Here is a 24,865-nt window from a genome sequence, read left to right on the forward strand (position 1 = left end):
ATAATGGGCTTAATAAATGTTGAGGAGATTTCCTATGAGCCCAATTACTCGTGTCGCTATAATCGGCGAATGCATGGTTGAATTAACCAAAAATCAAGGTGAGCTAAAACAGAGCTTTGGTGGTGATACACTAAATACGGCGGTTTACCTGTCCAGATTAACCGAGAGGCATGGAGTGACCACGTCATACGTGACTGGGTTAGGGCAGGACTCGTTCAGCCAAGAAATGTTAACTGCTTGGCAACAAGAGAAGATCAATACAGAGATGGTCTACTTATCGAAAGACAAGTTACCCGGTATGTATGCGATTGAAACTGAGGACGATGGTGAGCGCAGCTTCCATTACTGGAGAAATGACTCAGCGGCGAAATATTGGTTACGAGATCATTCAATCGAAGCATTAGCCAATCAATTTTGTCAGCATCAAATGATCTACTTAAGTGGCATCAGTTTAGCGATTTTGCCGCAGGATTGTTTAGAGTCTCTTATTAAATTACTGAAGATTTGTCGCAATGAAGGTGTGAAGATCGCGTTTGATAATAACTTCCGACCTGCACTATGGAGTGATTTGGATGTGGCTCGCTCTGTATATAAAGAGATTCTATCGATCACTGATATGGCGTTTTTAACGTTTGATGATGAAGTGCTGCTTTGGGGTGATGACACCGAACAGCAAGCCATTGATCGTACACAGGCGCTTGGCGTAGAAGAGATTGTGGTGAAACGTGGTGGTGCAGAGTGCTTTGTTGTGAATCAAGAAACGTTTGAGTCAGTTGCTGCCAATAAAATTGACAAAATCGTTGATACCACAGCAGCGGGTGACTCATTCAGTGCTGGTTATCTTGCAAAACGTATTCTTGGTGGTGAAATGGCGGCGTCTGCAAGCTCCGGGCACCTACTCGCTGGGACAGTGATTCAACATCGCGGTGCGATTATTCCAACAGATGTCATGCCGACTATCTAAATGAATTAAAGTGAAAATTAAGGGAAGCAGAATGAAAACGCTTAATGAAAGACTATCTGAAATTAAAGTGGTACCTGTCATTGCAATCAAAGACGCGTCTAAAGCATCTAAGCTAGCTGAAGTATTGATTGAAAATGGGTTGCCGTGCGCTGAAGTCACTTTTCGCACTGAGCAAGCATTCGATGCCATCAGAGCAATGCGAGAAGCGTATCCGGAAATGCTGATCGGCTCAGGCACAGTACTGACAACAGAACAAGTTGATCAGTCTATTGAAGCGGGTGTTGATTTCGTGGTTAGCCCAGGCTTTAACCCGACAACCGTTAAGTACTGTCAACAACGTAACATAACGATTGTTCCAGGTGTCAACAACCCAAGTCTCGTTGAGCAAGCAATGGAGATGGGCTTACGTACATTGAAGTTCTTCCCTGCGGAACCTTCTGGTGGCGTTAACATGCTGAAAGCGTTAACCGCGGTTTATCCGGTTAAATTTATGCCTACTGGTGGTGTCAGCCCTAAGAACGTGAAAGATTATCTAGCCATTCCAAGCGTATTGGCTTGCGGTGGGACATGGATGGTGCCCAATGCGTTGATTGATAATGAAAAGTGGGATGAGCTTGCGACCTTAGTTCGTGAAGTCGCTGGCATTATTGATTAAGAATAAAAGAAAACAACGTCGGTCGCTTTCTTAGGCAAATAGGCTTTATTTAAATTAAACATAAAAAAATAGACGAATAAGAGCAAGCGCCTAGCCCCCATAGGCGCTTTTTTATGGGGTTAGCATAATGATAATTTATAAGGTCGGTTTCTCAAGTAGAGCAACTATCTAACAGTTTAACTACCTACCTAACAGTTTAACTACCTAACTACCTAACTACCTAACTACCTAACTACCTAACTATCTAATTAGCTAGCTAAGCCTCTGCCTTGGCTAAATACCCAATAAGTTGCTGCAAAAATCAGCTCGAAAGATCAACACGCCCTAGTTCAGTTTTCGGCTCTCTTTGTACAATTGATGGTGATTTTACTCTTCTGCTTCACCACCTTTATTGCAGTACATTATCTGTATCACACTTTTTATCCATAATTTTAAAACGCCGTTTCAAAGATCACATTTCAATCAGTCTTCGCTTTCGTTTTTCGTATCAATCTATATATTAAACCGAAATTCAATATAAAATAAAACGGTGTTTTGAAATGAAAGTTAAACTGTTGATATCTTCTCTACTGCTTGCTTTGACATCCGCTTCGGCGTCAGCTGCGTCAATAAACTTACGCCATGAATACATGCCAGATCGTGATGGCGATCAGCATCGCGACCGAATTACTGTGTCCCACCGCTTTGCAAACGGTATTGGATTCTCTGTGGAGGCAAAGTGGAAGCATGACGATGATAATTTTCTTGGTGGATTGAAGAGTGGTGGCCATGAAGTGGGTGTGAGCTACAACTATAAAATAAACGATACATTCACACTGCAACCATCTTATGCCGCTGATGTATCTAGCACGTCGGCGACGCATAAATACAACATCCGTGCTATCGCTAAGATTACCGATAATTGGGGCGCTAACGTGCGATACCGTTATGGTGATCAACGTCGTGTAAATAGCGATAACTCTAGTTACCACCAGATCAACGTTGTAACAGATTACCGTTTGAGCTGGGGTAAAGTAGGTGTTGACCTAGAATATAAAGATTTAGAGTCAGGCCAAGGTGGTTGGAAGGATAAAGACCAAGATCACCTAGTGAACTTCTTTGGTGAATACAGCCTGTTAGAAAGTGGTTGGGTACCGTTTGCAGAAATCGGTTTTGTCACTAATGACAAGAACGATAACGGAGTGAAAGATGATCATTCAATCCGTTATCGTGTCGGCGTTAAATACAGCTTCTAATAGGTGAAAAAATGAAAAAACATACTTTAGCGCTGTGTTTAGCTATCGCCCTTTCTCCTCAAGCCTTCGCATCTGACATCAACGCTGATGAACTGGTTTGGAAAGCGATGACTTTTGGTCAATCAACTGATCTGAATTTTGGTTCGACAATCCTGCCTGAAAAAGTAGGTGTGAATCAGGTGACGGTGAACGGTGAATTAGTAGAAGCGGGTCAGGTTGAGTCTCAATTCACCATTGAGAGCCGGGGCGGAAAGCTGGCGAATTCTCATGAAGGTTTAACGTTCTACTACACTGAGATCCCAACCGATTACAACTTCACCTTGTCTGCGGATATTAACCTTGTTCAGCTTGGCCCAGAAACGGGTGCAACGCCGAACCGTCAAGAAGGTGCGGGCATCATGGTTCGTGACATTTTGGGCGCTGAGCGTCTAATGCCACAACCAGAAGGCCATGAAGAGTTTCCGTCAGCGGCGAACATGGTGATGAACTTACTTCGTTCACACACTCGCTCGAATGATGGATTGACCAATGTGAATGCAACTTTCCGTGAAGGTGTCTATCAACCGTGGGGTACATCAGGTAACCGCCGTAATCAAGTCGACTACGTAGAAGGTGTTCCCTACGTTAACAATGACACTTACCGAATGAGCTTAACTCGAACGAATGACGGTTTTGAGGTGAGCTATCAACAGGGTGATGTGATCAAGGCCTCAGTGGTTAAAGGAGCAAATGCCAATATCGTAGAGATGCAAGATTCAGAAAATCAGTACATCGGTTTCTTTGCATCACGTAACGCGAAGATGGATGTTAGCAACGTAGAGCTTTCTCTCACTCCTGCGGACACGATAGACGCACCTAGGTTTGAAGCGAAACAGGGCGATGTGGTTTTTGAAATCGCTTCGTCTTCAAAGTCAGTGTCAAATGATTACCCAGTTCAAGCTCGCGCGAACTACACCGGTCAGTTTGAAGTGCGTCAAAATGGCAAAGTGATTGCGACCGAGCAAGTGACGGCAGGCGATCTTCTTAAACATACAGCAACGCTTTCCACGGGAAGCAATGAGTTTGCCGTCACCTTTACGGCAATTGAAGGCCCTGATCTGAATGCGAAAACAGAAACGTTTTCTGTAGAAAAAGCATCAGTGAGCAACGTAAATGCCATTTATGTCGCGCCAAACGGTACAGCAGAAGGCACGGGCAGCCAAGCACAACCTCTTGATCTAGCGACTGCTATCGAGTTGGTGCCCGCTGGCGGCACCATTAAGCTGACGAAAGGTGATTACCAGAGCCTAACGCTTCCAATCTCAGTGAGCGGTACGGCAGAACAACCTAAATCACTAAAAGCGGTGGAAGAGGGGGTACGTTTTGTTGGTCAACTTGAGCACAATGCCAATTACTGGCACTACGAAGATATTGAAGTTGCGGGTGCACGTTTCATTGTACACGGTAGCCACAATACGTTTGAAAGAATGACGACACACGGTGCACCAGATACAGGTTTCCAGATCACGTCACCTGAAGACATTGGCCGCGCACTATGGGCAAGTTACAACACCGTTATTGATAGCGAAAGCTACAACAACATGGACCCATCTCAAATTAACGCGGATGGTTTTGCAGCCAAGATGCGTATTGGTGATGGCAACACCTTCATTCGCTGTATCGCCCACCACAACATCGATGATGGTTGGGACCTGTTCAATAAAGTAGAAGATGGCCCAAATGGTGCGGTAACGATCAAAGATTCAATCGCATTCAATAATGGTCGCACGTTAGAGGTTGCTAACAAGGGTGGCACGATTGGTAATGGCTTTAAGTTGGGTGGCGAAGGCATTCCAGTGCCTCACGTGATTACTAATAGCTTATCTTTCAATAACAATATGGACGGCTTTACCGACAACTTTAACCCAGGAGCGGTTACCGTTAAAAACAACGTCTCTATCGACAATAAGCGCTTTAACTACTTGTTCCGTCAAAGCCCATATTCAGATGAGATTAAGCAAGGCAACTTTGTTAATAATGCTTCATACCGTTTTAACGTTGAAAGTCACTACGATGATGTCGTAAATAGCGAAGTCTCTGAGGGAAACATTTTTATTCAAGGCGGTCAGTCAATGGATAATAATAACAAGGTAATCGATATGACGCCGCTTGCTCCATTGAAAAAAATCTCAGTAATTGACCTCGACCAGCCTGTTCCAGGTATGGAAGAAGCACTCAAACTGAAAGAGATGATGAACTAATCACTCTTCGTCACATTTTGTTGTATATATGCGAATTCAAAGGCTCTTCGGAGCCTTTTTATTTTTCTTTTGTATATACGGCGAGCCCTATGGTTTCGGTCTACTTATTCGGTTTTATTCAAAAATGATCAAGTGAGAGCTATGGAATCATTGAAGGTCTGAATACCGGAAATTATAAGTGATCTGGATCATGAAAACCCAATAAATTACATTATTGAACCATTGTTTCGATTTAAGTCACGGACTGGTTTGTTTTTTTAAAATTATAATTTAATCAAATTAAAACATCGTTTCGGAGTTTAACTATGGAATATGATTACCTTGTAATAGCAGGCTACTTTGCACTTATGGTTGCAATTAGTGTGCTATTCAAAAAAATGGCAAGTAACAGCACCAGTGATTACTTTCGTGGGGGCGGTAAAATGCTCTGGTGGATGGTAGGTGCAACAGCCTTCATGACACAATTCTCTGCATGGACCTTCACAGGTGCTGCAGGTAAAGCGTTTAACGATGGCTTTGCGGTATTAGCCGTATTCATGGGTAACATGGTAGCTTACGTATTTGCTATCTATTACTTTGCTCGTCGCTTCCGCCAAATGCGAGTAGATACACCAACTGAAGGTGTTCGTCGTCGATTTGGTTCGGTAAACGAACAGTTCTTCACATGGGTAATTATCCCTTTAAGTGTGATCAACGCCGGTGTTTGGCTAAATGGCCTAGGTGTCTTTGCATCAGCGGTATTCGATGCAGACATTAACACGACGATTTATGTGACGGGTGCAGCTGTACTTGCTATCTCACTGATAAGTGGAGCATGGGGTGTTGTAGCGTCTGATTTCATTCAAACTCTGGTTGTCGCGGTTATCTCAATTGCGTGTGCGGGTGTTGCACTGTACTTTGTTGGTGGCCCAAGCGAGATCGTGAATGAGTTCCCTGGTGGTTTCATCATGGGTCCAGACATGAACTACCCACTACTACTTGTATGTACGTTCCTATTCTTTGTGGTAAAACAGCTGCAAAGTATCAACAACATGCAAGAATCTTATCGTTTCCTAAACGCAAAAGACTCTAAGAACGCAACGAAAGCAGCGGCAATGGCGCTAGCGATGATGTTCTTTGGCGCAATCATTTGGTTCATCCCACCTTGGGCATCTGCAATTATGTATCCAGATGCGGCGGCGGCTTACCCTAATTTAGGTGCCAAAGCGAGTGACGCGGTATACCTCGTGTTTGCACGTGAAACAATGCCTCTTGGTACTGTCGGTCTGTTAATGGCAGGTCTATTTGCTGCAACCATGTCTTCTATGGATTCAGCACTCAACCGTAACTCTGGTATTTTTGTACGTAGCTTCTACTCCACTGTTGTACGTAAAGGTAAAGCAAGCGATAAAGAACTGCTTCGCGCAGGTCAGGCTGCATGTTTGATTAACGGTATTTTGGTTATCTTTATGGCTCAGTTCTTCAACTCATTGAAGCACCTAAGCTTGTTTGACCTAATGATGCAAGTAGCAACACTGCTTCAATCGCCAATCCTAGTTCCGTTATTCCTGGGTATTATTATCCGTAAAACGCCGAAATGGGCGCCATGGGCAACGGTTGTCGTTGGTATGGGTGTATCTTGGGCTGTAGTTAACGTATTTACACCTCAATTTGTTGCTGGCTGGTTCGGTATCGAAGAGCTAACAGGTCGTGAAGCGGGTGAAATGCGCACGATGATTACTATCGCGGCTCACCTAGTGTTTACTGCTGGTTTCTTCTGTCTAACAACTCTATTTTACAATGAAGCGAAAGACCCATACGTAGAAACGACGAAAGAGTTCTTCGAAGATGTAGATACAGAGTGTGTTGCTGAAGAAGGCCAAGATGTTGTTGATCGTATGCAACGCGCAAAACTGGGTACGCTCGTAATTTACATGGCGGCGGGTTTGACACTGATGGTGCTAATTCCTAACCCATTGTGGGGTCGACTACTCTTCTTAGGCTGTGCCGCGGCTGTCTTTGCTGTAGGTTATGGTTTGAAGAAAAGTGCTCAGCTAACCAATGAAGAGCAAAAAGCAGCAACATCGATCAGCTAGTTATCATTTTTAAGCTTGGCTGCTAGGATAACTAGCAGCCTTTTGTAAGAAGTTCGTAGGAGAAAATTATGGCCAAAGGTAATGTTATTCAGCTAGGTTTTGAAACTTTTGTTGATAGCGATACCCAAGTAAAGGTAACGCGACTGACACCTAAAGATGTCACCTGTCACCGTAACTACTTTTATCAAAAATGCTTTACCAAGGATGGCTCAAAGCTCCTATTTGCTGGTGATTTCGATGGAAACCGAAACTACTACTTGGTTGATCTAAAAACTCAAAAAGCAACACAACTGACTGAAGGTGCTGGCGACAACACGTTCGGTGGTTTCATTTCAGACGATGATAAATCGTTCTTCTATGTAAAAAATGAACTTCACCTAATGAAGGTGGACCTCGAAACGCTATCTGAGACGGTCATTTATACTGTAGAAGAAGAGTGGAAAGGTTACGGTACATGGGTAGCAAACTCTGATTGCACCAAGCTTGTTGGTATCGAAATCCTTAAATCTGATTGGAAACCGTTAACTGACTGGAAAAAATTCCAAGACTTCTACCACACTGAGCCAACGTGTCGCTTAATCAAAGTTAATATTGAAACAGGCGCTCTAGAGGTTGTTCACCAAGACGACGCATGGCTAGGTCACCCTATCTATCGTCCTTTTGACGATTCAACGGTGGGTTTCTGTCACGAAGGTCCACATGATCTTGTTGATGCACGTATGTGGTTAGTGAATGAAGACGGGACGAATGTTCGTAAAATCAAAGAACATGAAGAAGGCGAGTCATGCACCCATGAATTTTGGATCCCAGATGGCAGCGCGATGGCTTACGTTTCTTACTTCAAAGGTCAAACGGATCGTGTCATTTACAAAGCGAACCCAGATACGTTAGAAAACGAAGAAGTGATGGTCATGCCACCTTGTTCTCACCTCATGAGTAACTTCGACGGATCGCTAATGGTGGGTGACGGTTGTGATGCACCCGTAGACGTTGCAGACAGCGATGCCTACGACATCGAAAACGACCCGTTTTTGTACGTTCTGAACACCAAGAAGAAGACATTTGCTAAGTTGGCTAAGCACAACTCTTCTTGGGAAGTGCTTGATGGAGATCGTCAGATTACTCATCCACACCCTTCATTTACGCCAAGTGATGATGGCGTGTTATTTACCAGTGATTTCGAAGGCGTACCAGCTATCTATATTGCTGATGTTCCAGAAGAATATAAGGCTTAGTTTAGAAAGGGCTGGCTAAGGATCAGGATAGATAACCTTACGATGGTTAATTCTATGTAGTTTGTCCTGATTGATGATTTGTCTTTCGACAGAGATTGTCGGAAGACAAGTTTGTAATGATGTGTCCTTATCATTTCCTGCATAGCATCCTACATAGCTTCCTTCGGCTTTCGACACTCAAAGTTTTAGGTTGCTTAAAATGCTAGGAATTAAAAATACGCCCAAGTATTCACCCAACAACACCCCAACCCCAATCATCAAAAGGCGGTTCTTTGTGGCCTTTGGTGCCGAGCGTAGTATCTATGTTGTTTTGAACGAAATCGTTTTGAACGAAAGCGTTTGAACGAAAGCGTTTGAACGAAAACGTCTGGCTCTGGTCGTTCTCTTTCGTCGCAATGAGATTGTTTTACGTACCCCTAACCTTTAAACGAGTGGGGTACACAGTCTAGTTAGTGGGCTTCACCACTCCAAATCGTAGTGGGCTTTTCTGCCTATTTATCGACACTTTCCGTCGTACTTGGTTCATTGTCAAAGTGGGGAAGTTTATAGCGTTTACAAAGGGCTCTTTGTTTCTCTTCAGACAAATTGCCTTCTGCGACGAGCTGTTGCCAATACTTAGGCTCAACAAGCCGTTCACGAAACTTCTTTTGTTGCATCTTATACAAAATGTACAGTACCAGAATACCGACAAATCCAAACAGTTCCATTTTACTCTCCCTTAATGAATTGGGTTTACTCACCTTTCTTTATGTTGAATGCAAGTGATTGATAAGTAGTGGTTGATAAGTAGTGAGTGTAATGGGTTGGCTCATGTTTTTAAAGTGTAAAACACTCACTTCAAGCTCAATTGGTTGAATTTGAATGTACTCAGTCAGTGAGTGTATCAAAGGCGTGGAACCAGTAATTGACATTGTTTTTCTTCTTTAAATGATGGTCGCAATAGCGCTGTTTCTATTCCCACTATTTTTCATTCCATTTACCCTCCTTACTAAAAAAAGTGACTGCTGATCTCTAGAGCAAAGGCAACTGAACATGTTGTTCCGTTTTATTTATTGGTTCAATAAGGCTAAATGCTCATCCGCTATATGTAGAGCCATTCACTTGAGTTCTGCAGCGGACGTGAGATTGCTGAGTGTTGAGGTTAACTGGATGACAGAAAGTGATACTGCTTTCCTCTAGTAATGAATCTAGTTTTTCTTCATGGATGCACTCTCACAACCTATTGATTATAAATGATAAATATTTAAATTAGACATGAGTATGTACAACCATGATGAACCAGAATAAGAAAAGTGTTTCAGAAAAAAGTACCCACGCCTTTCGAGCTGTCGGGCTAGCGGTACTTTTTTCAGGATTTTTGTTAAGCCCAATTTCTCAAGCGATGGCATCCGAATTTAGTACGGGAGTGGATTCCCAGTCTGAGAGTGAGTGGTGGAGTAGTTATCAACTCGAGGTGAAAAACACCGGTTCTGATGCGGCGAATATGCATGAGGCCGTGATTGAGTTTGTATTACCGGTTGCGATTAACGACATCGGGTGGTCATCTTCTGATTTGTCTTATCCTTCATGGCAAATATCACACACGCCACAATCAAACGGCGTGCTTAACTCAGTGAAACTCAAGTTTTCAGATGGCTCGTGGGTAGACAACGCGTTGGCACCAGGTGAATCGGCTCAATTGACCATCGCGTTTGGTGGTTCATTGACAGACTTGAACGCCTTCGAAGATTCTGTTGTGGTGAAAACCCAAGGCACGGGTGATGGCGGGAGTGGTGAAGTTACTCCTTCCCCTGAATTCTCTCTAGACATCCTTTCTCCGGCTTCCAACTCCGTTGTTTATACTGGATCGTATGTCGATATTGTTACGCGAATTAAAGAGGAAGGGGCAGATAAACTCGAGTTTTGGGCGAATAACACCAAGATCGGGCAGCAGTTTGTTACAGAAGGGACAAACGAGTACCTGCAAGCATGGCAACCAACCGAAGTTGGGGCGGCCACTATTTCTGTGATGGCCTTTGATGATGACGGTGAGAAACTGACCGAGGAAACGGTAGAACTGTCGGTTGAGACTGAGTCGACAGCCGCTAACCCTCCAATCGTGGATTTTATTTCTCCGGAAGCGGGATCTACTCATCAAAAAGGAGAAACCGTCACGATCGAAGCGAATGTCGTGGATGACGATAATGACCTGGCCAGTGTTAAATTTTTTGCGAACGATGTCGAAGTCTGTCACCTAAATGGGCAAACCAACCACGATTTGTCTTGTGATTGGACGCCTCAAACGGCAGGTACAGCGTCAATTCGAGTTGAAGCAGAGGACGATGAACAACATGTCACTCGTGAAAGTTTAACCATCACAGTAACGGACACGAGCAACAGTTGTGGCGATGTTCCCCAGTACGAAAATGGTGTGGCTTATCAAGTGGGTGATGAAGTCACTAACATTGGCAATATTTACTCTTGTGATGTCGCGGGGTGGTGTGGTAACTCGGTTTGGACTCCAGGCACTGGCGATCCTAATTACCCAGATGCATGGAAAGATGCTTGGAATGAAGTCGGCCAATGCGACCATAACCCTGTCCCAGAAGTGCGTGTACAATCGCCACAAAGTGGTAACAAATTATCGCCTAATCAGCCATTTGATGTGGTTGTCGAAGCGACAGACGATACCCAAGTAGAGCGTGTTGAAGTAAAGCTGAACGGTAAAGTGGTGAAAACGTCGACAACCCCTTCGGATGATGATGTGTATACCATTACGATACCAGCACAAAAAGAAGGCCAATACACACTCACGGTTGTCGCTTATGATGATCAAGAGGCAAGCGCAGAAACCGCGCCGATGTCTATTGCAATTACCGACAAAGATCTGACGGTCTCACTCTCTTCACCAGCAGATGGTTCAAGCTTCGTTGAAGGGCGTGCTATTTCAATAAAAGCGGATGCAAAGAGCTACGAAGGTGATATTGCGTCGGTAACCTTTATGTCAAATGGCAACACGCTATTTAAAGACACAGAGGCCCCTTACGAATACGAATGGTTAGGCGCTCAGTCGGGCAGTTACGCTATTTCAGCTAAAGCGGTGAACACTGCGAATCAAGAGCAGACTTCTGCACAATCGAACATTACAGTGGAAGAAAGTACCAGTGGCGGCGGTGGCGGTAGCCTAGTGGGTAATCCAGACCGTTCAATCAGTTACCTCACATCATGGGGATTAAACGACTATGAAGAACTGTTTAATTCGAAAGGTGATGGCTACTTGTTGTCATTTGGTCAGTGGGATGCCAGCGGTAATATTACTATCTCAGATGGTATGGTCTCAGTGCCCAATTATAACTCAGATTGGATGCCTTCCCAGTACTTGTCGTGGACGACCTTAAAACATGAGCATAGCAATGCTACTATGATGGTTGCATTCGGTGGTCAAACGTATGAAAGCATTTGGTCGGCAATCAGTACAGAGCAAAGCCGAGAAGCGGTCGCCAACGGTCTGGTAGAGTTAGCCAATACCCCATTCCCTGTTTACAAGAAAAACCTGAAGCCTGAAGAGGTCGTGGGCGAATGTTTGGCAACAGATTGGAGTGGTGACTGTGATTACAGTAAATACCAATTAGCGGGTTATGTTCAAATTGATGGTTTGGATTTCGACTTCGAAAAAGCGGCTCGAATCACCGACAAAGAGAACCAAGATCTCGCGGCGCTGATAAAACGGGTCCGTCAAAAGGTAGGCGATAGAAAAGTGTTGTCTTTAACCACTTACCACGTAGGCGCCGATCCAGTTGAGTGCGAGGATGACAGTGTATTTGAACATTGTTCTTATGTGGAACCATCTGGTCGTTCCTCTCACCACGGCGAAGTGATTGAACTGTTGGAAGACACGAAGCATGACTTTGATTTCTTTAACGTAATGACTTACGACGCAGGTGAAAACTTCCTCTATAAAGTGGCTATGGAGAACTATGCGAGACACATTGGAGATAAATCGAAAATTGTTTTAGGCAATACGATCAACAGCCAATGGGGACCTGATGGCAATTTCGTGGAAACTCGTGAAAACAACCTAGAGCGAGCAGCATGGCAGAAAGACAACGGCTATGGCGGCTTCTTCATGTGGACGCTTGGTGCAAGTAATCAAGGGCTATCGATGTCTGAGCAAGTAGATTACTTTAACGATATGATTGACGTCAGCAAGTGATGTTCGTTTTTTGAGCGACTGTAGTAAAAGTGCGTATAAGCGCATTCTACTCTAGAGGGGTGGCACTAAAAAAGGCTCACAGCAATGTGAGCCTTTTGGCGTTAGGGTAAGTGCCAAGTTTTAGATAGTTAACATCAATCTAAATGAATGGATCTCGTCATGGCGATGCTCAAACGAGTGGCAGATCTGCGACCACTTGATCGAACGCAATTCGAGCTTTTTGTGCTTGTTCAGACAACTCAATCTTTTTCGCTTGAGCGGCACTTAGGTTACTTTGCGCCGCTTCAAGTGTTTGTTGGAGCCGTTCCGGAAGTTCATGCTCATCCATTTGGGCACCTTGTTCAAGAACATAGGCGCGGATCTCTTTTTTCACATTCATGAGCACGCTGTAAGCCTCACGTTCAAGCTCTGCCGCTTGTTGTGCCGCATCTTTCTCTTTTTCAAACCGAGCCAGTGCGATACCTTCCGAAGACCAAGGATCCATATCTGGCAGTTCTTCAATATTAATCGTAGGTTCCATGTAATCATCTTGGTGGCGCAAGTCTAGGCTGGTCGCTCGAACCGCAGAAACCATCAACATGACAGAAATAACCAACAGCGGTAAACCACCGACTATTGCCGCGGTTTGCAGCGTACTTAGCCCACCTAAAAACATCAGCGTCGTTGGCAAGAATGACAGGGTAAACGCCCAAAACATACGGTTCCAACGCATTGGCTCTTCGGTGACATTATTTTGAACGACAGAAGCCAAAATGTAAGAGATGGAATCGAAAGTTGTCGCTGTGAAAATGATACATAGCAGCGTAAATACCGCGATAACTAATGTGCTCATTGGTAACTCGGCAAGCATAGAAAAGATGGCTTTAGTTGCTCCCTCCTCATTGAGAATGGCGACTACGTCGAGCTGTCCTGAAAGTTGCAGTGACAACCCATAATTACCCAGAATCATGAAAAACAAGAAACAGCCCATCGAACCGAAGAAAATTGAACCTGCGACCATCTGTTTTATGGTTCTTCCGCGTGATATCCGCGCAACAAATAATCCCATACTTGGAGCAAACACCAGCCACCATGCCCAGTAGAAAATAGTCCAATCTTGTGGGAAGTGGGTATTTTCAAAAGTACCGTAACCACCAAACGGTTCTGCCCATGTTGCCATAACAAAGAAGTTAGACATCAGTCGTCCGATGGAATCTAAACCCGTTTCAAGCATGAAGATAGTGGGCCCGGCAGCCAGCACAAAAGCGAGTAAGCCCATCGCACCCCAGAAATTGATGTTACTTAAAATTTTGATGCCTTTTTCGAGACCCGCGTAAGAAGAATACGCAAAAATCGCAGTACAAAGTAACAGCACACTGACCTGGGTGACATTATTTTTTGGCAACCCAAACAGGTGGCTAAGCCCTTCTGTAATAAGAGGTGCTGCTAACCCTAACGTTGTTGCTGCGCCGCCAAGTAAACCAAAGATAAATAAGACATCAACTATTTTCCCAGCAGCGCCACGGCTCCGGTGTTCCCCCAAAACAGGCATTAATGCACTAGAGATTTTGAGTACTGTTTGTTTACGAACATAGAAGAAGTAAGCGATGGGAATGGCAGGAATAAGGTAGATAGACCAAGCAATTGGCCCCCAATGGAACAACCCGTAGGTGACCGCCCAGCGAACGGCTTCTTCACTTCCTGGTTCTAATTGAAAAGGAGGCGATTGGTAGTAGTAGGCCCACTCAATACAACCCCAATAAAGAATGCTCGCGCCTATACCTCCACAAAATAGCATGGCTGCCCATGAAGCGGTGGCAAACTCTGGCTTTTCGTCAGCGTCACCTAATTTGATTTGCCCCATATCGCTGAAGATAACGTAGACCATAAAAGCACACGCTGCTAAGCCAAGAGCAAGGTACAGAAAACCGAGTTGATCGGTCATAAATGTTTTAGCGATCGCTATCCAATCCGCGCCTTGATCAGGAAACAGTATTAGCGGGAAGACTATTGAGAGTAGAAGTGCAATGGCACCAAAGAAAGTGGGCTTATCGATAAGCTCAAAAGCGTGTTTCACGAGTGTTGCTCCATAAAAATTAAGGAAAAGATTATGGAGGGAACTCTATTTTGAGGACAAATCAGGTCCTTTGTCGTGATGACAAATCTGATTCACAGACTCTCTATGGTGAGATGTCCGATTGTAACGAAGCGAACGCTCTATCCATGTAAAACGCTCTATCAAGGCAAAACGTTATAATATAGCTAAAAGAATGCCGCCAATGGTTGCCGCTGCGGAAAGGTATTGCCCCGCTGAATAAGAACCGTCATCTTCTTCTTTGATTTTATCCGGGTGATCCATCCCCAAAGCGCCGTGAGCAAAAGACTCGACCTTTGACGTTGTTGTCTTTTCAGACTCAGTGCCTTCTTTTTCTAGCTCCTTAAGCGCCGCGAGCAAAGCCTTGCCCTCTTCAGACAACGTAACTTTATTTTGTTCGACTTTTAGTGGGGCAGGGCCCTTGTTTTCGGTTGCCTGGCTATTTTGAGGCTTGACCTGTTGGGCTTGGGTCAGCTTGGCTGGCTCCATTCCTACTGGTGTCATACATCTCTCCTTTACACGCCTACAATCAGTATATCGACCAAGGTATGAAAAACTTGTGTAAAATTATCCATAATTTGTATGACTATCAGTTAAGCAAAAACCAAGCCTATTTTTGAGTGTTTATTGGCCTTTTACGTAATATCTGAATATTGAGTGAACTTTGCGATGTGGCTATCGTTTTTTATACACACGAAAAATGAAATCGGCTTCACACTGAAAAACATCAAGTTCAGCCAGTTCTGCTTTTAATTCTTCCGTGGCTTTCCATGCGAACGGTGTCATTTGCAGTAGTGGTAATCCATCGCCTTTTGCGAGTTCCATGGTGTAATTCAGTTTCTGTTGGTGCACTAAATCAAACCCTTCTAAATGCTCTTCTTCCTCACTATGAAGGTGAACATCGGTATAGATCTTTTTTCTGAGCTGGTACAGGTGCCTCGCCGCTGGCGTAACGGTGATCACTTTTCCTGAATCGACCAAGCAACGCGACAGTTCTTCGGCTTTGCAAGGTGCGTAGATTCTTAAAATAGCGTCTAGTGAATGGTCGGCAAAAGGTAGTCGATGACTGGATGCAACACTGAAGTCGCACTGCGGATACTGTTTTGCCGCGTAGCGAATGGCCACTTTTGAAATATCTAAGCCGTAGATGTGCGCCTGCGGGTGTATCTGTTTGAGTGACGTGGCAACTTGATCGGTGTAATAGCCCTCACCACATCCAATATCAAGTAAATGAGCGTGCTCTGACTCTACTTGATCCTGACATAATGCCGCGACTGCTTGGCGCATTGGTTCATAATACCCAGCTTGCAGGAATGAACGACGAGCCTGCATCATTTCTTTATTGTCGCCAGGATCTTTAGAACGCTTATGGTGAGCGGGCATGAGGTTGACATAACCTTCTTTGGCCAAATCGAAACGGTGGTTGTTGTCACAGGCGAAAGTACGCTGATCTTGATGAAGCGGACGGTGGCAAAGGGGGCAAGTGTAAGCCATAAGAGATTCTAAAATAGAGCAGATAAAGAGCTACAAGGATACAGAGGTTTAGTATCGGTTGCCAGAATAATCCTAGTTCTGATGAGGCACGACACAAAGAGCCAATAGAAATGGCTCTTTGTGTCAGCACGCTGAACGTAGCTCGTAGAATTAGAAGGACGTTCTTCTGTACTCACGATATTCAGGGTGCCAGAACGTTGAATCGATACGCTGCTGAAGTGCCTCGTCAGAGATAGGGGTAGCCAGCCCTTCTTGCATGGCCTGTTTAGCCACGGCAAAAGCGATGTCACGGCTGATTGTTTTGCTCTCCCCCAGTGGTGGTAACACGGCTCCAAATGTTAAGCTCGTTCTATTGGCACATTCTGCAAGCGCTCGACTGGTATCATAAATGCGCAACTTGCAGCAATAGCCGCAGGGATGACCCAAACCATCGGTGTTCCTGTGATGGATTCCGCGAAAAGACCAAGCAAGAGGCAGGAAGCCAGCCGCGGTTGCTGTATTACTGGTTATTTCTGTCAAGAAAGTAGATCAGAGTGGTCACAATTAAAATCCTCACTACTAACGACACGGTATCAGCAGATTGGATTTGTAGAGCAATGAACTCTGCCAAGCCGGATGACTTAATCTTAGCTGCCGAGTGCTAGACCACTACCAAACAGTAGCAAGATACCCCAAGGTACTTTCTTCGCACTTTCCCAGTCGAGAATAGGCAATGATTTTGTCGCATAAACATAATGGCCGTCGTGCGCCAGGCTGCGGGCAATTTTCGCTTTGGTTGCATCCTTTTGTCCTTCAGTCTGTGGCAGAGTCGATACGCCTAGCCGGGGAATATAACAAATAGCGTTCTCGGACCAATAGCGCTAACATTGTAACAATGTTGCAAACTTGTGAGATTGGCGACAGAAAAGGTGAGGGTGAAAAGGTCGCTATGCGGTGAACCAAGAACGCTAATGGAGATAACGGACTTACGGCTCAAGGCTCAGGATTCAAGGCCAGCTGAGGTCTGCTCGAATGTTGATTCGCTTAAGGCGTCTTTAATGGGGGGCGAAAAATAGGGCGAGTGTTGTTCAAGAAGGAGGGCAATAATGGGCAGCAAGTGCGTCAACTTTACTACCCCATTTATGGTCAGTTACTGAGCACGAATCCTGGTACAAAGTTGATGTGACTCACCCGGTGCCAGTGTTTTTCCTTCATCCAAACTTGGTGCGTGTAAGGTTGATTCAACACACAGGAAGGTTTTGTAGCCGTCATCTTGCATATCACCCATGGCTTGCGCACCTTCGGCCCAAGGATTCCATAGTACTGCGGAGTTGTGGCCGTTGTTTTCGATGCTTAATGTGCGGTTAAGTATCGGGTCTTTTACCAAGATCTCAGTTTCAGGCTGAGTGTATACACGATCAATCGTGTCGATCAGTTGCAGCACGTCGTCACCTTGGCAGGTTTGATCTTGCTTAAGCCCGTCAATATAAGATTTGCCCATGCCCGTTGTCTGAACTTTCTCGATATCACCCACGTTTAAGTAAGTGTGCAGTGCCCCAGAAAAGCGCCAGGCTTTATCATCAACATTGTCGACCTGTAGGGTAACGGTCAGTTCATCACTGATTTCCACGCGCAGTCGAGCTTCAAAAAGGTATGGCCATATCTTTTGAGTCGCTTCACTAGTAAAAAGACCCAGTTCAATGATCACGCCTCGGTCGTTTTCTCGGTGTTCAATCAAAGACCATTCAGAGGTTCGAGCAAAACCATGAGCCGGTGCGGCGACTCGGCCAAACCATGGCCAACAAACAGGGATACCGCCTCGTAGTGCGGCTTTGCCATCGAAAATGGCGTTGTCACTCATCCAAATAAGATCTTCTTGACCATTTGGTTTGAATGAAATGACGTGTCCGCCGTGCAGCGCAATGCCTGCTGTTGCTTTATCGTGAATGACACGCAGTACTTTGATGCCTTCTATTTCAACAACAGTGATGTTATCGGAGAGTACGGTAAGAGTGGGTAGAGATAATAAATCCATTGATTTGTCCTCAACTAGAGAAAATGACAGTCTGATATCGAATCGTAGAGAGGCTCTAGAACGAGATATGGGACTGCAATCTATTCACAAAATACAGATAACAAAAAGGCGACTCAAGAGCCGCCTTTTTAAAATCTTATTTTCACAAACAAGCTTTACTAGTTACTTACAAATCTAATTACTTAGAGATGTGTGCAATTAGGTCAAGAACTTTGTTTGAGTAACCGATTTCGTTGTCGTACCAAGATACAACTTTAACGAATGTGTCAGTCAGTGCAACACCAGCTTTAGCATCGAATACTGAAGTTTGAACTTCACCGATGAAATCTTGTGATACAACTTGGTCTTCAGTGTAACCTAGAACACCTTTAAGCTCGCCTTCAGATGCTTCTTTCATAGCAGCACAGATTGCTTCGTAAGAAGCTGGAGTCTTAAGGTTAACAGTTAGGTCAACTACAGAAACGTTAGCTGTTGGTACGCGGAAAGCCATACCAGTTAGTTTGCCGTTAAGCTCAGGAAGAACAACGCCTACTGCTTTAGCAGCACCAGTTGATGATGGGATGATGTTTTGAGAAGCACCACGGCCACCGCGCCAGTCTTTAGCTGAAGGACCATCTACAGTTTTTTGAGTTGCTGTAGTAGCGTGAACTGTTGTCATAAGACCAGATTCGATACCGAACTTGTCGTTAAGAACTTTAGCTACAGGCGCTAGACAGTTAGTCGTACAAGAAGCGTTAGAAACAACATCTTCACCAGCGTAAGTGTTTTGGTTAACACCCATAACGATCATTGGAGTTGCGTCTTTAGAAGGACCAGTAAGAACAACTTTCTTAGCACCAGCAGTGATGTGCTTACGTGCAGTCTCGTCTGTTAGGAAAAGACCCGTTGCTTCAGCAACTACGTCTACATCGATAGCATCCCATTTAAGATCTTCAGGGTTGCGCTCAGCTGTTACACGTACAGTTTTACCGTTAACGATTAGGTTTCCGCCTTCAACTTCAACAGTACCGTTGAAACGGCCGTGAGTTGAGTCGTACTTAAGCATGTAAGCCATGTACTCTACGTCGATTAGATCGTTAATACCTACTACTTCGATATCGTTGCGCTCCTGCGCTGCACGAAATACGAAACGACCGATACGGCCAAAACCGTTAATACCTACTTTGATAGTCATTATGTTGCTCCACAACTTAATTTCTGAATAAAGATAACTGGTAGTAAAATTACAAAATCCAGTTTGCATCTGCAACTGATAATCGGGGTTTACTTGTTTAATGTCAAAAAAAACTGTCGCTTTTTTTCACATTATGCCGCAAATGATGTTTTTTTGTACTCAATACTGGAGAGTATGTCACTCAGCTATCGAAAAATGCTTTAAAATAACAAAGTGTTCTATTGCTTTGTAACGTCCTTGTTATTGCGAGAAAGTATGTGCTACAACAAGTGGTTTTCGCAAGTATTTAGAAATAAAAATTTGTACTAGATATGAGAGTGAGTGAGTTTTTTTATGGAAAAAGGCAATCAGGAATTTTTGAGAAAGTCTGATGAGGACTGGCGTGAGCAGCTCTCTGACGTAGAGTTTGAGGTGTGTAGACTGAGTGCTACAGAAGCGCCGTTTAGCGGTACGTTACTGCATAATAAAGAGACTGGAATGTACCAGTGCACTTGTTGTCAAGCTCCGTTATTTAACTCAGAGAATAAATACGATTCAGGCTGCGGTTGGCCAAGCTTCGATGCCCCCATTAATGACGACGCCATTCGTTACATTGAAGACCTGAGTCACGGTATGAAGCGGGTAGAGATAAAATGTAACCAATGTGATAGCCATTTAGGTCATGTTTTTCCTGATGGACCGGCGACAACAGGCGAACGCTATTGTGTCAATTCTGTGTCGTTAATTTTCAACAAAAGTAATAAAAGCGGTGAATAGCCACCGCTTTTTGTTTCATAGTTACACTATTTTTAATGGCTGCTTAATGTAAGACTGGAAAAGAAGCAATTTACTTCAGGTCTTTGGGGATCATCTTGCTATCAAAAGAAGCAGAGCCAAGCGCGTCCTCAATTGAATCGGCAATATCATCCAGCCTGTTGTATTTTTCTTTAGAGAAACCATATAGAAGTTGAAGCTCTTTATCGGAAGCAATATCTACATCATAGCGCTTTGCGACCATGGCCCAGATGTAGGCGAGTTCTTTCTTGTCTACTCGATAATAGGTACTGGCCAGCGTTTTTAAAATCTCCGTGTTCACCTTGTCTGTCTTGGTCAACTCCAGTGCTCGGTTAAGCAGCTCCAGGGTCTTGAGTTGGTTTCGATTGGTATAAAACGTGGCGAGGGCGTATTGCATCTCAGCGGTTTGGAGTTTTTTTGTTCCTTCAAGCTGAAGAAATGCTCTTCTAGATGGTTCATCACCGATTTGGCTCCACAAGAAGTAAAGTGCTTCCGGTGAGTCTGATTGTTTAAGTTGGCTAACAATACGTTCTAGCTCTTCCCCAGAATGCATCAGAGCATTAAAGCGTTGCTGTTTAAGAGCGGATTGATCGATCGGTTGTATTTGTGCCGCAAGTTCTAAACATCGTCGATACAGTCGTCCAAGCTCATATTCTTGAATAATGTTTTCATCGGATGGGTTTTTGAACACTTCGAATCGGTGCCAGATAAGATCAGTTCGCGGAACTCGGCACTGCCCATCGTCCATGTTTAGCAATTCACAACGAAGTTCTGGCGTGTCTTTGCAGAGCCGATCGGTATTTTTGTTGATTTCAAAACAGCCGGTCAAAGCGAGGGCTGTTAGGGCAATAGTGAATAGTTTAGATAATTTCATAAAGTCGCTTGTGATCAATTACACTTATTTTTCTATCTAGCCTTGACTCAACAGGATAGCGTTATATTTTTGTTACTGTTTCTTTAAGTAAGGGTAGAACATGGATGCTGAAAGTTTATTAGAGGCGATAACGCCAGAAGTTTATCAGCGATTAACTTACGCTGTTGAAACTGGAAAGTGGCCTGAAGGTACGCGTCTTTCTCAATCTCAACGAGATTCATGTATGCAAGCCGTCATGCTTTACCAATCTAAGCATAATGTAGACGCGGCACATATGACAGTCGCAGCAGGAGGCGAGATAAGCTTTAAGTCAAAGTCTGAACTAAAAAAGCAGTTTAGTAACAACGAAAGTGACATTTTGCGAGTAAATCCGAACAAAGAGTGATAATTCTAAGCTTTGTCAGTGAGTCGATAAGTCTTAGATTTTGCACCATGATAAGCCGTTAATCTAACACAAAAAAAGAAGTAGAAAAAACAAAAGCTATCTTAGTGTCTGACTAAGATAGCTTTTTCGTTTCTGAGTGCTGATTACAAACTCATTTCGCCATGGAGTACTTTCTGCATTTGTTCTTTCACTTCTTCGTAGGATAGCCCCTGGCTCAACAAATAATGTAACTTCGCTAACGCGGCTTCTGGAGTCATATCGAAACCACTAATGACACCTGCATCTTGCAGAGCACATCCCGTCGCATACCCACCCATGTTTACTTTTCCTGCTAGGCATTGTGTCAAGTTAACCACAATAACACCTCGTTCAGATGCTTCTTTTAAATGCGCTAACAATTCCGGGTTTTGTGGGGCGTTGCCGACACCGAAGGTCAGCAAAATCATGGCATTCACAGGTTGAAGCAGTGTATTTCGGATCACTTCGTGTGAAATGCCTGGGTACATGGTGATCACCCCAATCGGTTGTGGGGTGATGTTATGAACCTTGAAGGTACCCTGTGGTTTTTGGTCAACAACAACGCCGTTACTGACTTTTATACTGATTCCAGCTTCAAGCAGTGGCGGCATGTTTGGCGAGGTAAACGCACTAAAACCATCGGCGTGAGATTTAGTACTGCGATTTCCACGCATTAACTGATTATTGAAGAAAAGGGTGACTTCATTGATCGGGTAGTTGGCTGCAATGTGCAGCGCATTAAGAAGGTTGGCCTGACCGTCTGAGCGCAGTTCGGCTAAGGGAATTTGCGACCCTGTAACGATGACGGGTTTGCCTAGGTTCTCAAGCATAAACGATAATGCTGATGCTGTGTACGCCATGGTATCGGTTCCATGCAGTATCACAAAGCCATCGTATTTATCATAGTTATCACTGATGTCATTAGCGATTTGTTGCCAGTCCATAGGCGTCATGTCTGACGAGTCAATTAATGGCTCATACTCATGAATAGTGAACTCTGGCATTTCTGGGCGGTGAAATTCTGGCATTCCCGCTAATTGTTTTTCCATAAATCCAGCGACAGGAATGTAACCGTGATTAGACTTTTGCATACCAATGGTACCGCCAGTATAGGCGATATAGATGTGTTTTCTTGTCATCATGAAAGTCGTACAGTGAATTAGGAACAGGGGGCGATTATAGACCCTTGCTCGTGATAAATTCTATCTATTGACGCACATTTTATCGGTTACTGTTCTGAATTTATTTCTCACTGCTATTTAAAGGGGGAGGGAGTGCGAGCATTGAACTGTGCAGTGAGTCGTGCGGATGATCGGTCTGAAAATAAAATAGGCTAACAATCAAATGATCATTAGCCTATGTTTTTAATCTCTCTGCGGTCTGCTTATCTATCTGCTTATGCGTCTACCATCTAACTCGACAGAAACAGTTATTGAACTTGGCAGGTTAAGCAAAAGGCGTATTGCCCCTTGGGATCATTAAAACTGTCCAGCAACGTTATGTCAGCAGTAACTTGGTTCATCAGCGGTTTCCATGTGTCTGGAATCCATGAAGCTGGAATCAAGGTAGAAGCGTCAATATTCAACATCACGGACACCTGATTCATCATTTCTTGGAAGAACTGCTGTGCTGGAGATAAAGATTCTTCGACCCAATAGACGTTGTAAGCCTCGAGTTCCGCCAACTCTGCTGCCAGCGATATGGCGTCATCGAAATCCCCCATTTTATCGACGAGTCCATGTGCCATTGCGTCTTTACCTGTCCACACTCGCCCTTCAGCAATGGTTTCGAGTGCGTCTAGTGAAAGATTACGGTGAGTACTCACTAGCCCAACAAAACGTTTATAGCCATGTTCAATACCGAGTTGGAATGCATCGGAAGCACCTTCCGACATACCCGTTGTGACACCCACGCCGGAAAACGGAGAGGTGCCGATACCATCACTGTAAACGCCAAGGCTATTTAGCCCTTTCTCAAAGGTCGTGATGACACTAAAGATGCCAATGGAGCCGGTTAACGTAGTTGGCTGAGCAACGATTTTATCTGCGCTCATCGAAATCCAATAACCGCCAGAGGCGGCAAGGCTAGACATAGACACAACCACGGGTTTGTTTGCAGCACGCAGTGCATCGATTTCGTTGCGAATAACCTCAGAAGCAAACGCACTGCCACCTGGGCTGTCTACTCGTAAAACAACCGCTTTGACCTTACTATCATTGCGCGCTTGTCTTAGCAGGTTCGCTGTGGTGTCACCACCAACATTATTACGTGACTGCTCGCCATCCATGATCGCGCCACTGGCAACTACAACCGCAATATCATTGGCTTCGATATTAAATTGAGGTGACATAGTGCTGCGGTACTCGTAATACCCCATGGCTTTGTAACTGTCTTTGCCATTGCTGCCAAAGACATCCGCGAGCTGTGTACGAATTTGTTGTCTGGTGGCAAGTTCATCGACCAGCTCTAACTGAAGAGAAAGCTCTGCAAGATTGCCATCAACGGATTTAAGCTGTGCAAGAAACTCATCCATTGATGGGTTCAGTGTTTTTGCATCAATCTGACGGTTGGTCGCTACGTCCTCAACGTAAGCACCCCACAGTTGAGTGAGCCAACGAGCGGCAGACTCTTTTGCCTCATCAGACATATCATCGCGGACAAAGGGTTCAATTGCCGATTTATACGTGCCTACACGGAAAACATGCGTATTAACATCAAGTTTTTCCAGCAAGGTTTTATAGTAAAGAGAATAAGCGCTGTAACCTTTTAACAATACGGCGCCATCCGGGGACATATACACTTTGTTCGCATAGCTTGCGAGATAGTACTGGCTTTGATTGTATATCTCGCCAGTCGCATAAATCGGTTTTCCGGACGCTTTAAACTCATTGAGTGCTTTCGCGATGTATCTCAACTTGGTTAAATTGGTTTCAGGCAGATGACGCAGCGATAACACGATCCCTTGGATTTGGTCGTCCGTTTGAGCATGTCTGATGGTTTCAACAATATCAAATAGGACATTCTCTTTAGGGAGTTCCTGACCAAAGAGTGAGCCGGTCAATGAATCCATTGGGTTGTTGTAGGTTCTTTGCTCGACAATCGGGCCAGAAAGATTGAGTACAAGCGCTGATTGCTCTTTTACCGTCGGGGTAGGTGTTTCGATACTCGTGAATAAAAAGTAGATAACGGCCAGGCTGAGGATAAAAATCAGGTTCGTTAATGCAAGACGAATAAAGGTAATGAGTTTCCATAATCCTTTAAAAATCATTCCAATAAATTTGAATAGTTTTTTCATCGAATCTTCACTGCAGTTGACCCGACAGCGTCCATGATGGTGTTTGTGTATGCAACTTCATATCCTACGTCATCTCAATTTTTCAAACAACAGTGTTATCACTCTGGCAAGAGTGTGCAGGCGATGACGAAGCCGATGTTGATGGGTGTTGCAAAAATGTAAACAGT

Annotated in this window: 19 protein-coding genes; 9 read left to right on the top strand and 10 right to left on the bottom strand. The window is 44.3% G+C overall.

All coding sequences use genetic code 11. The features are described 5' to 3' along the window. Positions 1-34 precede the first annotated feature (34 nt). From QF117_RS11440 to QF117_RS11465, 6 genes are all read left to right on the top strand, one after another. Positions 35-964, top strand: a complete 930-nt coding sequence (locus QF117_RS11440) for a sugar kinase (protein ID WP_282389041.1) — start codon at positions 35-37, stop codon at positions 962-964. 31 nt (positions 965-995) lie between these two features. Continuing rightward, positions 996-1,619 (top strand): bifunctional 4-hydroxy-2-oxoglutarate aldolase/2-dehydro-3-deoxy-phosphogluconate aldolase, encoded by a 624-nt coding sequence (locus QF117_RS11445; protein ID WP_282389042.1) that lies wholly within the window; start codon positions 996-998, stop codon positions 1,617-1,619. A 539-nt stretch (positions 1,620-2,158) separates the two neighbouring features. Then, complete coding sequence (locus QF117_RS11450; RefSeq protein WP_282389043.1) at positions 2,159-2,854, top strand: oligogalacturonate-specific porin KdgM family protein; 696 nt, start codon at positions 2,159-2,161, stop codon at positions 2,852-2,854. 11 nt (positions 2,855-2,865) lie between these two features. Further along, on the top strand, positions 2,866-5,094 hold the full coding sequence (locus tag QF117_RS11455) for an exopolygalacturonate lyase (protein ID WP_282389045.1): 2,229 nt from the start codon (positions 2,866-2,868) through the stop codon (positions 5,092-5,094). Between the two features lie 305 nt (positions 5,095-5,399). Next, complete coding sequence (locus tag QF117_RS11460; RefSeq protein ID WP_282389047.1) at positions 5,400-7,169, top strand: sodium:solute symporter family protein; 1,770 nt, start codon at positions 5,400-5,402, stop codon at positions 7,167-7,169. Between the two features lie 68 nt (positions 7,170-7,237). Next, the gene (locus QF117_RS11465; protein ID WP_282389048.1) at positions 7,238-8,404 is read left to right on the top strand and encodes an oligogalacturonate lyase family protein; all 1,167 of its coding nucleotides are present in this window, start codon (positions 7,238-7,240) and stop codon (positions 8,402-8,404) included. A gap of 491 nt (positions 8,405-8,895) precedes the next feature. On the opposite strand, the gene QF117_RS11470 is transcribed toward QF117_RS11465, so the two are convergent. Then, on the bottom strand, positions 8,896-9,111 hold the full coding sequence (locus tag QF117_RS11470) for a hypothetical protein (protein WP_282389049.1): 216 nt from the start codon (positions 9,109-9,111) through the stop codon (positions 8,896-8,898). A 566-nt stretch (positions 9,112-9,677) separates the two neighbouring features. Here QF117_RS11470 and QF117_RS11475 point away from each other — a divergent pair. Continuing rightward, a complete protein-coding gene (locus QF117_RS11475) occupies positions 9,678-12,596 on the top strand; it encodes an Ig-like domain-containing protein (protein ID WP_282389468.1) in 2,919 nt (972 codons plus the stop codon). A 169-nt stretch (positions 12,597-12,765) separates the two neighbouring features. Here the strand turns inward: QF117_RS11475 and QF117_RS11480 are convergent, their stop codons facing one another. The 6 genes from QF117_RS11480 to gap form a co-directional block, all read right to left on the bottom strand. Then, entirely contained in the window at positions 12,766-14,652 is a 1,887-nt protein-coding gene (locus QF117_RS11480; protein ID WP_282389050.1) for a BCCT family transporter, read from the bottom strand. Positions 14,653-14,826: 174 nt separating this feature from the next. After that, on the bottom strand, positions 14,827-15,174 hold the full coding sequence (locus tag QF117_RS11485) for a hypothetical protein (protein ID WP_017034008.1): 348 nt from the start codon (positions 15,172-15,174) through the stop codon (positions 14,827-14,829). A gap of 171 nt (positions 15,175-15,345) precedes the next feature. Continuing rightward, entirely contained in the window at positions 15,346-16,164 is an 819-nt protein-coding gene (gene rlmA / locus QF117_RS11490; RefSeq protein ID WP_282389051.1) for a 23S rRNA (guanine(745)-N(1))-methyltransferase, read from the bottom strand. 150 nt (positions 16,165-16,314) lie between these two features. Next, complete coding sequence (locus QF117_RS11495; protein ID WP_282389052.1) at positions 16,315-16,683, bottom strand: hypothetical protein; 369 nt, start codon at positions 16,681-16,683, stop codon at positions 16,315-16,317. 610 nt (positions 16,684-17,293) lie between these two features. Continuing rightward, the gene (locus tag QF117_RS11500) at positions 17,294-18,178 is read right to left on the bottom strand and encodes a D-hexose-6-phosphate mutarotase (RefSeq protein WP_282389053.1); all 885 of its coding nucleotides are present in this window, start codon (positions 18,176-18,178) and stop codon (positions 17,294-17,296) included. Between the two features lie 178 nt (positions 18,179-18,356). Next, complete coding sequence (gene gap / locus QF117_RS11505) at positions 18,357-19,352, bottom strand: type I glyceraldehyde-3-phosphate dehydrogenase (RefSeq protein WP_017034005.1); 996 nt, start codon at positions 19,350-19,352, stop codon at positions 18,357-18,359. Between the two features lie 333 nt (positions 19,353-19,685). Between gap and msrB the strand changes: the two genes are divergently transcribed. Next, positions 19,686-20,108, top strand: a complete 423-nt coding sequence (msrB, locus tag QF117_RS11510) for a peptide-methionine (R)-S-oxide reductase MsrB (RefSeq protein ID WP_282389054.1) — start codon at positions 19,686-19,688, stop codon at positions 20,106-20,108. Between the two features lie 70 nt (positions 20,109-20,178). Here the strand turns inward: msrB and QF117_RS11515 are convergent, their stop codons facing one another. Next, positions 20,179-21,000: a DUF2989 domain-containing protein gene (locus tag QF117_RS11515; protein WP_282389055.1), complete on the bottom strand. Its 822-nt coding sequence runs from the start codon at positions 20,998-21,000 to the stop codon at positions 20,179-20,181. 100 nt (positions 21,001-21,100) lie between these two features. Between QF117_RS11515 and QF117_RS11520 the strand changes: the two genes are divergently transcribed. Further along, complete coding sequence (locus QF117_RS11520; RefSeq protein WP_282389056.1) at positions 21,101-21,385, top strand: DUF1315 family protein; 285 nt, start codon at positions 21,101-21,103, stop codon at positions 21,383-21,385. A gap of 143 nt (positions 21,386-21,528) precedes the next feature. Here the strand turns inward: QF117_RS11520 and ansA are convergent, their stop codons facing one another. Next, a complete protein-coding gene (gene ansA / locus QF117_RS11525) occupies positions 21,529-22,542 on the bottom strand; it encodes an asparaginase (RefSeq protein WP_017034001.1) in 1,014 nt (337 codons plus the stop codon). A gap of 290 nt (positions 22,543-22,832) precedes the next feature. Then, complete coding sequence (gene sppA / locus QF117_RS11530; RefSeq protein ID WP_282389057.1) at positions 22,833-24,698, bottom strand: signal peptide peptidase SppA; 1,866 nt, start codon at positions 24,696-24,698, stop codon at positions 22,833-22,835. Between the last annotated feature and the right edge of the window lie 167 nt (positions 24,699-24,865).

It is taken from the genome of Vibrio sp. YMD68 (genome assembly GCF_029958905.1).
Classification (GTDB): Bacteria; Pseudomonadota; Gammaproteobacteria; order Enterobacterales; family Vibrionaceae; genus Vibrio.